This is a genomic window from Hoeflea marina, assembly GCF_003182275.1.
Lineage (GTDB): Bacteria > Pseudomonadota > Alphaproteobacteria > Rhizobiales > Rhizobiaceae > Hoeflea > Hoeflea marina.
On sequence record NZ_QGTR01000002.1, the window covers coordinates 259,958 to 271,944 of the forward strand.

Annotated in this window: 11 protein-coding genes; 4 read left to right on the plus strand and 7 right to left on the minus strand. The window is 66.1% G+C overall.

Annotated elements, in window-relative coordinates:
- Nucleotides 1–48 precede the first annotated feature (48 nt).
- From DFR52_RS07665 to DFR52_RS07685, 5 genes are all read right to left on the minus strand, one after another.
- Nucleotides 49–723, minus strand: a complete 675-nt coding sequence (locus DFR52_RS07665; RefSeq protein ID WP_110031370.1) for a LutC/YkgG family protein — start codon at nucleotides 721–723, stop codon at nucleotides 49–51.
- Nucleotides 723–2,156, minus strand: coding sequence for a LutB/LldF family L-lactate oxidation iron-sulfur protein (locus DFR52_RS07670; protein ID WP_110031371.1), 1,434 nt, complete (start codon nucleotides 2,154–2,156; stop codon nucleotides 723–725). The genes DFR52_RS07665 and DFR52_RS07670 overlap by 1 nt, the downstream gene beginning before the upstream one ends.
- Nucleotides 2,157–2,175: 19 nt before the next feature.
- A complete protein-coding gene (locus tag DFR52_RS07675; RefSeq protein ID WP_110031372.1) occupies nucleotides 2,176–2,946 on the minus strand; it encodes a (Fe-S)-binding protein in 771 nt (256 codons plus the stop codon).
- Between the two features lie 11 nt (nucleotides 2,947–2,957).
- On the minus strand, nucleotides 2,958–3,782 hold the full coding sequence (locus DFR52_RS07680) for an FCD domain-containing protein (RefSeq protein ID WP_110031373.1): 825 nt from the start codon (nucleotides 3,780–3,782) through the stop codon (nucleotides 2,958–2,960).
- 219 nt (nucleotides 3,783–4,001) lie between these two features.
- Nucleotides 4,002–4,949 (minus strand): LysR family transcriptional regulator, encoded by a 948-nt coding sequence (locus DFR52_RS07685; protein WP_110031374.1) that lies wholly within the window; start codon nucleotides 4,947–4,949, stop codon nucleotides 4,002–4,004.
- A gap of 224 nt (nucleotides 4,950–5,173) precedes the next feature.
- Between DFR52_RS07685 and DFR52_RS07690 the strand changes: the two genes are divergently transcribed.
- The 4 genes from DFR52_RS07690 (at nucleotide 5,174) to glcF (ending at nucleotide 9,690) form a co-directional block, all read left to right on the plus strand.
- Nucleotides 5,174–6,634 (plus strand): FAD-binding oxidoreductase, encoded by a 1,461-nt coding sequence (locus tag DFR52_RS07690; RefSeq protein WP_110031375.1) that lies wholly within the window; start codon nucleotides 5,174–5,176, stop codon nucleotides 6,632–6,634.
- Nucleotides 6,631–7,848, plus strand: a complete 1,218-nt coding sequence (glcE, locus tag DFR52_RS07695) for a glycolate oxidase subunit GlcE (protein ID WP_110031376.1) — start codon at nucleotides 6,631–6,633, stop codon at nucleotides 7,846–7,848. Before DFR52_RS07690 ends, glcE begins: the two co-directional genes overlap by 4 nt.
- Before the next feature lie 43 nt (nucleotides 7,849–7,891).
- Entirely contained in the window at nucleotides 7,892–8,269 is a 378-nt protein-coding gene (locus DFR52_RS07700; RefSeq protein WP_110031377.1) for a DUF4870 family protein, read from the plus strand.
- An 86-nt stretch (nucleotides 8,270–8,355) separates the two neighbouring features.
- Nucleotides 8,356–9,690 carry a glycolate oxidase subunit GlcF gene (glcF, locus tag DFR52_RS07705; protein WP_110031378.1) on the plus strand — a complete coding sequence of 445 codons (1,335 nt, stop codon included), beginning with the start codon at nucleotides 8,356–8,358 and terminating at the stop codon, nucleotides 9,688–9,690.
- Between the two features lie 436 nt (nucleotides 9,691–10,126).
- Here the strand turns inward: glcF and DFR52_RS07710 are convergent, their stop codons facing one another.
- Together DFR52_RS07710 and DFR52_RS07715 are read right to left on the minus strand one after the other, a co-directional pair.
- Nucleotides 10,127–10,831: a L,D-transpeptidase gene (locus DFR52_RS07710; RefSeq protein WP_245415247.1), complete on the minus strand. Its 705-nt coding sequence runs from the start codon at nucleotides 10,829–10,831 to the stop codon at nucleotides 10,127–10,129.
- Between the two features lie 199 nt (nucleotides 10,832–11,030).
- On the minus strand, nucleotides 11,031–11,798 hold the full coding sequence (locus DFR52_RS07715; protein WP_110031379.1) for a L,D-transpeptidase: 768 nt from the start codon (nucleotides 11,796–11,798) through the stop codon (nucleotides 11,031–11,033).
- Nucleotides 11,799–11,987 lie beyond the last annotated feature (189 nt).

Here is an 11,987-nt window from a genome sequence, read left to right on the forward strand (position 1 = left end):
GCTAGCAATGTCTGGCGCGGCGCCTCTGACTTGTGCTGGTGGGCCGCCTCACTCCACGATGATGATGTGCAGCGCCCGCGGCCCGTGCGCGCCAAGCAGGATGGTCTGCTCGATGTCGCCCGACCGTGATGGGCCGGTGATCAGGTTGAAGGCGCGCGGCATCTGCCCCTTGCCGTGCTTGCCGCGCAGCATCTCCCACACCGCCTCCATGTCGCCGCGGATGTCTCCCGCCCTGACCACCACGATGTGGTGCTCGGGCAGGAAGTTGATCGTCGTCGGATTGTCCGGTCCCGATTCGAGCGCCAGGGTGCCGGTCTCGGCAATGCCGGAGAGCGCATGGCTGACGCCGGCAAGATCATTGCCGTCGGAGAATCCGTGCAGCACTTCCAGCGTCCTCTCGCGCTCCCAGCCCGCCTGGCCGAGCCGCGCGTCAGCGCCGACCCGGATCGCTGCCGGCAGGTTGTGGCCGCGCAGATAGGCGAGCACCTCGGCCGGCACCTGCCCGTAGCCGGCGACCCGGCTGACCGTGGCGTTGAACCGGGTCGCCATTTCCTCGAACAGGTCGACCTGCCCGGGCTGCGGCAATTGCCCGCGCATCGGCACAATGCCCTTCGGCGCCTGCGACAGCCGCGCGTCGACCGTGGCGTTGCGCTCGGCGTCTCCGGCGGACACCCGCATGGCGGTGCGGATCTTCTGCATGATCGTCGACCTGGCGTCATCCATCACGCGGCCTCCGGCTTGCGCGACTGCCGCTCGGCCCATTGCTGCTGGAAGGTCTTGCCTTCCGGCGCCGGCAGGTCGCGGTATTTCGTCCATCCGCCGGCCAGCGGCAGCGAGCGGAAGCGGTGGCTGGCGCCGCCCATCATCGACAGAACCGGCATGCCCATGCCGGCAAACAGCCGGTAGAGCTTCGGCCGCTTGGCGAAGAACGCCCAGGCCTTGAGCCCGTAGCGGGCGACGGCCGGCTGCAGGTTGCGCTCGAACTCGCGTTCGCGCCAGTGACGCATCATCTTCGGCAGCGGGATCCGCATCGGACACACCGCCTCGCAGCGACCGCAGAAGGTGGAGGCATTGGGCAACTGCCCGGTCTCGTCGATGCCGTTCAATGACGGCGTCAGCACCGCACCCATGGGGCCCGGATAGACCGAGCCGTAGGCGTGTCCGCCCACCGCATGGTAGACCGGGCAATGGTTCATGCAGGCGCCGCAGCGGATGCAGCGCAGCATGTCCTGGTATTCCGTGCCGAGCATCGCCGAACGGCCGTTGTCCAGGAGCACCACATGGTATTCGTCCGGGCCGTCGGGATCTTCCGGCCGCTTCGGCCCGGTGGAAAACGTCGTGTAGACGCTCATGTCCTGGCCGGTGGCCGAGCGCGCCAGCACGCGGAGGATCTGGCTGGTGTCCTCAAGTGTCGGCACGATCTTCTCGATCGAGGCCACCACCACATGCACCTTGCCCAGCGTCTGGGTGAGATCGCCGTTGCCCTCGTTGGTGACGATGACCGAGGTGCCGGTCTCGGCGATGAGGAAGTTGGCTCCGGTGATGCCGACATCGGCCGCGAAATAGCGCTGCCGCAGCACTTCGCGCGCTTCGCTGAGCAGCGACACCGGCTCGGAAAGATCGCGGCCGGCGTCGAGATGGGTGTGCACGCGGCGGAAATCGCTCTCCACCTGATCCTTGTTGAGATGCACCGCCGGGGCGATGATGTGGCTCGGATGCTCGCCGCGCAGCTGGATGATGTATTCGCCCAAATCGGTCTCGACCGGCTCGATGCCGTTGGCCGTGAGGTGATCGTTGAGCGCGATCTCCTCGGTGATCATCGACTTGCCCTTGGTCACCGTGCGGGCGCCCACCCGCTTGCAGATGTCGAGCACGATGCGGCGCGCGTCCTCGGCCGTCTCGGCCCAGTGCACATGCCCGCCCGCCGCCGTCACCTTCGTCTCGTAGGCTTCGAGATAGAGGTCGAGATGGGCGAGGACATGGTTCTTGATGTCGCGGGCATTGTCCCTGAGCGCATCGAACTCCGGCAGCGCGTCGGCCGATTTCTGCCGCTTGGCGATAAAACCCTTCTCGACATTGCCGAGCGCCTTCTGCAACTGCGCATCGACAAGCGCCTTCGACGCGTTCTGCTTGAACCTGTTGGATGTCAGTTCCATCTGCGCTCTCCCGGTCCCGTCATTTGCCGCCGCCGGCGATCGGCGCCTTGTCCGTCATGCCGGCCAGCACCTCGGCCACATGCCGCACCTCGACCTTCGAGCCGATGCGCTTGAGCTTGCCGGCCATGTTCATCAGGCAGCCGAGATCGCCCGCCAGCAGCATGTCGGCGCCGGAGGCGTCGATGTTGGTCACCTTCTTGGTGACGATGGCATTGGAGATGTCGGAATACTTGACGCAGAACGTGCCGCCGAAGCCGCAGCAGACGTCGGAGTCGGTCATTTCCTTGAGGTCCGCGCCCCTGACCTGGGCCAGCAGCTTGCGCGGCTGCTCGCGGACGCCGAGCTCGCGCAGGCCGGAGCAGGAATCGTGATAGGTGACGCTGCCTTCGAGCGACGCGCCGGTGTTGCGCACCATCATCACGTCGGCGAGGAAGGACACCAGCTCATGGCACTTCTCCGAGAATTTCCTTGCGCGGTCTTCCCAGGCGGCATCGCCGGCGAACAGACCCGGATAATGCTTCTTCAGCATCGATGCGCAGGACCCGGAGGGGGCTACGACGAAGTCGAAACCCTCGAACGCCTCGATCACCTGCTCGGCGATCTCGCGCGTGTCGGCCCGGTCGCCGGAGTTGTAGGCGGGCTGCCCGCAACAGGTCTGCGCCACCGGCACATGCACGTCGCAGCCGGCATCCTCGATCAGCTTGACCGAGGCGAAGCCCACCGAGGGGCGGAACAGGTCAACGAGACAGGTGGCGAACAGTCCCACCTGGGGCCGTTTCGCCGCGTTCATTGCATTCGATGTCACTCAGCTGCCTCCGTCGGTTTGCTCTTTCGCGTGCCGAGCATGGCAAGATCGGGCAGCCGCTGGCGCAGCCGCAGTTTCGATACGCGTTCCCAATCGCCGGATCGTTCGGCGTCGGTCATGGCCTTCGTCACGAAGTCGATGTGCGCCTGGGCGGCACGGCGCCCGGCGTCCGGATTGCCCGCCACCACCGCCTCATAGATGGCGACATGCTGCGCCAGCAGTTGCTCGCGCGCGCCTGGCAGGTTGTAGACCATGGCGCGGTTGAAGAACACGCCCTCCGACAAGAGCCGGTAGCAGGAGCGCAGCGTGTGCAGCAGGATGAGATTGTGGGCGCATTCGCCGATGGCGTTGTGGAATTCGACGTCGAGTGCGGCCTCTTCCTCGAAATCGTCCTTGAGATGGGCGTTCTTCATCGCCGTGATGATGCGGTTGAGCAGCGCCCTGTCTGCCTCCGTGGCGCGGCGGGCGGCGAATTCCGCCGTGATTCCCTCCATCTCGCGCCGGTACTCCAGATAGTCGTGGGTCGCCTTCTGGTGCCGGGCGATCAGTTCCATCACCGGCCGGGTGAACACCTGGCCGATGACGTCGGCGACGAAGGTGCCGCCCCCATGCTGGGTGGTGAGCAGCCCGCGGCCTTCCAGAACCTTGAGCGCCTCGCGCAGGATCGGCCGCGAGACGTCGAACTGCTTGGCGAGTTCCCGCTCGCCGGGCAGCCGGTCGGCGACCCGCAGGATTCCCTCGAGCACCAGCATCTCGATCTGCAGCACCACCTCGTCGGCCGTCCGGCTGTGTTCGATCCGCGCGAAAATGTCTGTCGGCATGGGGATTCCTGCTTTCTGTCAGGCGACGGTATCAAGAGGCGGGAAAGGTGGTCAATATTTTTATCCATTGATCGGCCGAATTGCCGGCTTTGCGCCCGCGACTGGTCCGAAAAATGCGCCAGTTCCTCCGGCATCCGCGATGGAGACGATGCCGAGGCCCTTTCGGAAAGTGGGGGCATGGGCCGCACCCCTGCCATCGCTGCGGATTGTCCGGAACCTTCACCGGGCCGCGGCGGCACCGCTCTCCGGCCCCGACGCGGGCGCCGCAGCGGGCCTCTCCCAGTACGGCGAGGGGCCGTAGAGGCCAGCCAGATAGTCGATGAACACCCGCACCTTGGCCGGCAGGAACTGCCGGCTCGCATAGAGCGCGTGGATGGCCACGTTGCGCGAGCTCTCGAACTCCGGCAGTACCTGCACCAGCCGGCCGCCGACCAGTTCAGGACCGATGTCCCAGGTCGATCTGAGCGCAATGCCGGCGCCCGAAATCACCGCCTCGCGGATCACCTCGCTGGAATTCGTCTGCAGCGGCCCCAAAGGCCGCACCAGCACCGGGCCCTCCGGGCCTTCCAGCTTCCAGACATCATTGTTGTGTGGCGGCAGGCAGATATGGTCGGCGAGGTCGGCAAGCGATTGCGGACATCCGTGCCGGGCCACATAGGCGGGTGAGGCGCACAAAATGCGGCGGACCGGCGCCAGCTTGCGCGCCACAAGGCTCGATTCGCTCAGTTCGCCGATTCGGATCGCCAGATCGTGGCCCTGGCCGACAATGTCGACGAAATCGTCGCTGAGCATCAACTGCACGCCGAGACCGGGATTGGCCTGCATGAAGGCGTTCATGTGCGGCGCGATATGCATCCGCCCGAAGGACGTCGGGGCCGAGATCTTCAGCATGCCGCGCGCCTGGCCGGAGCGGCGGGACACGAAATCCCGCGCCTCCTCGATGCTGGCGAGAATCGACAGCACCCGCTCGTGAAAACCCTGGCCGGCCTCGGTCAGCGAGATCTGCCGCGTCGTCCGCTGCATCAGCCGCGTGCCGAGCTGATCCTCGAGCCGTTTCAGTCTTTTGGAGACCATAGCCGGCGAAAATCCGAGCTCGCGCCCTGCCGCCGAAAGTGATCCCGTCTCGACCACGCGGGCGAATATCTCCAGATCTTCGATATGGTCCATCTCAGGCTCTTTGCTTGCCGCGCCGTGCTCAACGCAACTCTGGACAGCCCTCGCGTAAAAGTCACGCGATTTGCATTCCGGTCCGCGCTTTGTCAGATTGGCGCGACCGGTCCGAAAATCGACCGGGTGATTGCGATGCCGCTTTTTCAGTGGTAAACAATTAGGACCACTTCAACATGCGTGCGGTACCGGGTGTGAGCCCGGCACGGCGCCAGGAGGACGCCATGGCGGAGCTGATCGAGTTTCAGGTGCCCAATCCGGCCATCATCGGCCGGCGCGCGGCGATCATTGCCGATCTCGCCGATCTGTTGCCGGCCGAATGCCTGGTCACCGAGCCGCGCGAGCTGGCGCCCTTCGAGACCGACGCCTTCGTCTCCTATCGCCGGCTGCCGCTCGCCGTCGCGCTGCCGGAAACCACGGCGCAGGTCTCGGCGCTGCTCAGATACTGCAGCCGCGAGGGCATTCCGGTGGTGCCGCGCGGCGCCGGCACGTCGCTGTCGGGCGGCGCCATTCCGCAGGAGGATGCCGTCGTCATCGGCGTCTCCAAGTTGAGCCGCATTCTCGAGGTCGATTATCCCAACCGCGCGGCCGTGGTGCAGGCTGGCGTGACCAACATCAACATCAGCCAGGCTGTCGATGCCGACGGCTTCTTCTACGCCCCCGATCCGAGTTCCCAGCTCGCCTGCACCATCGGCGGCAACATCGGCATGAACTCAGGCGGGGCGCATTGCCTCAAATACGGCGTGACCACCAACAATCTGCTCGGCGTGCGCATGGTGATGTTCGACGGCTCGATTGTCGACATCGGCGGCAAGGCGCTCGATGCCGAGGGCTACGACCTGCTCGGCCTGATCTGCGGTTCGGAAGGCCAGCTCGGCATCGTCACCGAGGCGACCGTGCGCCTTCTGGCAAAACCCGAGGGCGCCCGTCCGGTGCTCTTCGGCTTCGACAGCTCCGAGGCCGCCGGCGCCTGCGTCACCGATGTCATCGGCGCGGGCATCATTCCGGTCGCCATCGAATTCATGGACAAGCCGGCCATCGACATCTGCGAGGCCTTCGCCAAGGCCGGCTACCCGATGGATGTGGAGGCGCTGCTGATCGTCGAGGTCGAAGGCTCCGAGGCGGAAATGGACGCCATGCTCGCCCGCATCATCGAGATCGCGCGCCGCCACGGCGTCAAGACCGTCAAGGAGAGCCAGTCGGCGCTGGAGGCGGCCGCCATCTGGAAGGGCCGCAAGTCCGCCTTCGGCGCCACCGGCCGCATCTCCGACTATATCTGCATGGACGGCACGGTTCCGCTCGGCCAGCTCTCCTATGTGCTCAGGAAGACCGGCGAGATCATCGCCCGTTACGGCCTGCGCGTCGCCAATGTCTTCCATGCCGGCGACGGCAACATGCATCCGCTGATCCTGTTCGACGCCAACAACGAGGACGAGCGGATGAAGGCGGAAATGGCCGGCAACGACATCCTCAGGCTCTGCGTCGACGCCGGCGGCTGCCTCACCGGCGAGCACGGCGTCGGCATCGAGAAGCGCGACCTGATGCGGCATCAATATGCCGAGGCAGACCTGAACCAGCAGATGCGCGCCCGCTCCGCCTTCGATCCGAACTGGATCCTCAACCCGTCCAAGGTGTTCCCGCTCGACGGCAGGCCGGACAGCCTCGAAACCAGGCCCGCCGCATGAGCGGGTTGTCCATGCTCCACCCCGAGACCGAGGCCGATGTCGCCCGCATGGTCGGTGAGGCCGCTGCCGCAAACACCACGCTCGAGATTGTCGGCGGCGGCACCCGCGCCGGCCTCGGCCGCCCGGTGCGGGCCGCCTCCGCGCTGTCGGTCGCCCGCCTTTCGGGCATCACCCATTACGACGCCGCCGAACTGGTGATGACGGCTCGCGCCGGCACGCCGTTGAGCGAGATCGAGGCGGCGCTCGCCGCCAACAACCAGATGCTCACCTTCGAGCCGATGGACCACCGCGGCCTGCTCGGCTCGACAGGAGAACCGACCATCGGCGGCGTCTTTGCCGCCAATGTCTCCGGCCCCAGGCGGCTCAGCGCCGGCGCGGCGCGCGACAGCCTGCTCGGCGTCCGCTTCGTCAATGGCTCGGGCGATATCGTCAAGAGCGGCGGCCGGGTGATGAAGAACGTCACCGGCCTCGATCTGGTCAAGCTGATGGCCGGCTCCTGGGGCACTCTGGGGGTCATCTGCGAGGTCACGTTCAAGGTGCTGCCGCGGCCCGAGGCAGCCGTCACCATCGTCGTCGGCGGCCTCAACGACGCGGAGGCCGCCCATGCGATGGCCGCCGCGATGGCGCTGCCGGTGGAATGCTCCGGCGCCGCTCATCTGCCCGAGAGCCTGGTCCGCGCCTTCCTGGACGGCCGGCTCACGGGCGGGCCTGCCACGGTGCTCCGGCTCGAGGGCCTGACGCCGTCGGTCGCGGTCCGATCCGAGGCGCTGCAGGCGGTGATGGCCGGCCATGGCACGGTCGCCGTGCTCGACGCCGACGAGACCAGCCAGCTCTGGCGCGAGATCCGCGACGTCAAGCCGTTCGCCGACCGGCCAGGGAAGCCGGTGTGGCGGGTCTCGCTGGCGCCGATGGCGGGCGAGCAACTGGTCGCGGCCTTGCGGCTGCACACCGGCGTCGACGCTTTTTACGACTGGCAGGGCGGCCTGGTCTGGCTGGCGATGGAGCAGGACCCGGAGCCGGAGCTGATCCGTGGCTTCGTCAAGGCGCTCGGCGGCGGCCACGCCCAACTGGTTCGCGCCAACGCCGCCACCCGCTCTTCCGTGGCCGTCTTCGAGCCGCTGTCGCCGCCGCTCGAGGCGCTCACCCGCCGCCTCAAGATCCAGTTCGACCCGCAAGCCATTCTCAACCCCGGTCGCATGCTGGCCGGTGTGTGATACGCTCTTGGCCGCATTGTCCCTCTGATCACAGGAGCCTGCCATGTCCAATCCGGAAGACGACCCGATCATCCGCCCGACCGACCGCTGGCTCGAGCCGGGCAAGACGAATATGCAGGTCATCTACATCCTGTATCTCGCATCCTTTGTCATCGGACTCACCGGACTGGTCGGCATCGTCATGGCCTACATCAACCGCGGCAAGTCGGCGCCCTGGATCGAGACCCACTACACCTGGGCCATCCGCACCTTCTGGATCGGGCTGCTCTACTCGCTGGTGGCCTCGTTTCTGATGATCATCGGCGTCGGCTTCCTGCTGATAATCGCGGTGGTCATCTGGGTCATTGTCCGCTGCATCATCGGGTTGCAGAAGATCGGCCGCAACGAGCCGGTCGCCAATCCGGAAAGCTGGTGGATCTGAGCGGCCGCACGACCGCCGAAAGGTCGTGAGTGACCTTGCCGGGAGAACCGGCCGGGATGAAATGCGCATGCGGGAGCGAGAGTGACATGCAGACCAATTTCACAGCCGAGCAGCTGGCCGACTCAGGCGTGGCGGAATCCGAGAAGATCCTCAGGAAATGCGTCCATTGCGGCTTCTGCACCGCGACCTGTCCCACTTATGTGACGCTCGGCAACGAGCTCGACAGCCCGCGCGGCCGCATCTACCTGATCAAGGACATGCTGGAGAACGACCGTCCCGCCGACAGGCAGGTGGTCACCCATATCGACCGCTGCCTGTCGTGCCTTGCCTGCATGACCACATGCCCATCCGGCGTCAACTACATGCACCTGGTCGACCACGCCCGCGCCCATATCGAAAAGACCTACAGGCGGCCGCTCGCCGACCGGATGATCCGCGGTCTGCTGGCGCTGGTGCTGCCCCATCCCGGCCGCTTCCGCGCCTCGCTCCATGCCGCACGCCTCGGCCGCCCCTTCGCGCCGCTGTTCGCCGCCATCAAGCCGCTGCGTCCGCTCGCCGCCATGCTGCAACTGGCGCCCGCCTCGGTTCCCGAACCTTCGGAATTCGCCAGACCCGCCACCCATGCCGCAGCCGGCACAAGAAGCGGCCGCGTTGCCATCCTCACCGGCTGCGCCCAGCCTGTGCTCAAGCCCGGCATCAACGAGGCGACGATTTCGCTGCTCAACCGCATCGGCGTCGAGGTGGTGGTGCCGGAAGGCGAGGGCTGCTGCGGCGCGCTCGTCCACCACATGGGCCGCGAGGGTGACGCGCTGGAGGCGGCGCGAAAGAACATCGACGCCTGGACCAGGCTCATCGACAATGGCGGCCTCGACGCCATCATCATCACCGCATCGGGTTGCGGCACCACGATCAAGGACTACGGCTTCATGCTGCGCGGGGATGCCGCCTATGCCGAGAAGGCGGCGCGGGTCTCGGCACTCGCCAAGGACATCACCGAATACCTCGCCACAATCGACATGCCGGCCCCGGTCAACGGCGCGGGCCTCGTCGTCGCCTACCATTCCGCCTGCTCGATGCAGCACGGGCAGGGCATCACGCTGCAGCCCAAGGCGCTCTTGCGCGCGGCCGGCTTCACCGTCAAGGATCCGCCCGAAGGCCATCTCTGCTGCGGCTCGGCCGGCACCTACAACATCATGCAGCCCGAGATCGCCCGCACGCTGCGCGACCGCAAGGTCAAGAACATCGAGCGCACCAGACCCGATCTCATCGCCACCGGCAATATCGGCTGCATGACCCAGATCGCCGGCGGCACCGCCATTCCCATCATCCACACTGTGGAACTGCTCGACTGGGTCTATGGCGGCAAGCGCCCGGCGGGATTGCCGGAGGCCGGCCACAGGGCAGCGGTTGCGGCAGAGTAGCTGCAACATCCCGGGGGCATTCCGGAAACGTCCGGTCAGGCGGCGCGGCTCGGTTCCTTGTACGGCTCAACCGCCGTCATCTCCCCCCTCACCGACAAAATCTACAGCTTGGACCTCACGGCCCAAGGCTGTGATTTTGTATCCTCTCCCACCGGGGGAGAGGAAGCAATTTCAGCGTCTTAACGAAGTTAAGCGCTAGAAATTGCAGGTAAGGGGATCGTTGCGCTGCGCAGATGTGTGAATCCCGGGGTGAGTGGGGGCGCATGAAACCCTCGGGCTATGGCGACAGCGACATCTTCCGGCGAAGCGGAAATCGACGCAATCGGGATCGAGGGGACGGAACACCGTTGTCCGAGCGGGGGCGGCCCGCAGGCCACGAAAAAAGCCCGGATCGCTCCGGGCTTTTGACTGCGCGATTGGATCGGGCGTGCAGGCCTCAGCCGCCGAACAGCGTGCTGATGATGTCGACGCCGCGGTCGTTGTAGAAATTGTCGCCGAGCTTGCTGCCCGGACCGATGACAATCACCTTTGAGCCGATGGACGCCTGTTGATAGAGGTGTTCGACATCCTTGTTCATCATCCGGATGCAGCCCGATGACATGTTCTGGCCGATGGTCCAGGGCTGGTTGGTGCCGTGGATGCGGAAGATGGTGTCGCGGCCGCCCTTGTAGAGATACATGGCGCGGGCGCCGAGCGGATTGTTGGGGCCGCCCTTGACGAAGGCCGGGATCTTGTTTCCCTTGGCACGTTCCCTGGCGATCATCGTCGCTGGCGGGCGCCAGTCCGGCCACTCGGCCTTGCGTCCGACCTTGACCACGCCGGACCAGCCGAAACCTTCGCGGCCGACGCCGACGCCGTAGCGGATGGCGCGGTTCTGGCCCTGGACATAGTAGAGATACTTGGTGTTGGTATCGATGATGATGGTGCCCGGCTGTTCGTCGGTGACCAGCCTCACCTTGCGGCGCATGAATTCCGGCTTGGGCTGCTTGGACTGCGAGACCTGGATCACCGGCAGGGCGTCTGCCGCAAGCCCCGGCGCCGGAGCGGGCGCGATCGGCAGGGCCGATGCAGGCGCCAGCGGAGTGGCAAGCATCACGGCAGCTGCCAGTGCGCCGGTCAGGATGGAACGGAATTGGCTCATGAAAGTCCCTCTGCGATAAGTGTATGGTGTCCCCGAGTCACAAAACTACCATCTCGCGCCAGTTGATCAACCTTGAATGCGGAGAATAATCGGCCTGCGCTTCAACAGATCGTGAATTTCCCGTTGGCGCCTGCTGAAAAACCCGGCGTTTCTTCGGAAATGCCGGGTTCGATTTCGAAGCCGCAAGTAGCAGCAAGCCTCAGATCACGATGACCTTGGCGCCGACGGAGGCGCGCTCGTAGAGATCGACCACGTCCTCGTTGCGCATGCGGATGCAGCCGGATGACACTGCCTGGCCGATGGTCCAGGGCGCGTTGGTGCCGTGGATGCGGTAGAGCGTCGAGCCCAGATACATCGCGCGGGCGCCGAGCGGATTGTCCGGTCCGCCTTCCATGTGCGTGGGCAGGATGCGGCCTTCATTGAGCCGGACCCGGGTGATCATTTCGGCCGGCGGATTCCATTGCGGCCACTCTGCCTTGCGGGTGATGCGGTGGGTTCCCGCCCATTCGAACCCGGGCTTGCCGACACCGACGCCGTAGCGCCGCGCCTGGCCGTTGCCCGTCACGTAGTAGAGATATTTGTTGTTGGTATCGATGACGATGGTGCCCGGCTTTTCGGCGCTGTCGTAGCGGACCATCTGCGGCAGGAAGCGCTGGTCGATCTGCGGCTGTGCGGCAGGCTTGCTGCGCGCCGTGCCCGCGGCGGCCACCCGCTGCGGCGCGACGCCGCGCGGCCGCTGGTACATCACCTGCCGGGCGGCCGGCTGCCGCGTCGAGCGGTAGACCACGGTGCCGCCGCGCGGCGCGGCCGGGCTGCGAAGCTGCAGCACCCAGGGAGCGGACAGGTCGGGGCTGAGCACCACGGGCGGGCGCTGGCCGTAGCGCTCGCCGGCGGCGGCCGGGGTGAGGGAATGGGCCAGAAGCCCGGCGGCAAGGCCGGTGGCCATCATCAGGGCAAGGTGTTTCATCGGACGCACTCTCCACTTTTCGTCGGACGGATGGGCTGGCTGTCGGGCCGGCCCGGATTGCAGCCATGCTGGGCCTGGCGCACCACCAAATCGTGAATCGGGTTTCATAAAATGCGGCTTTGCGGCTAAACTTGCCGGTAGGGTTATCGGCCGGTTGAGGAACGCGGTTATCATCCTGTTAAATGTGGA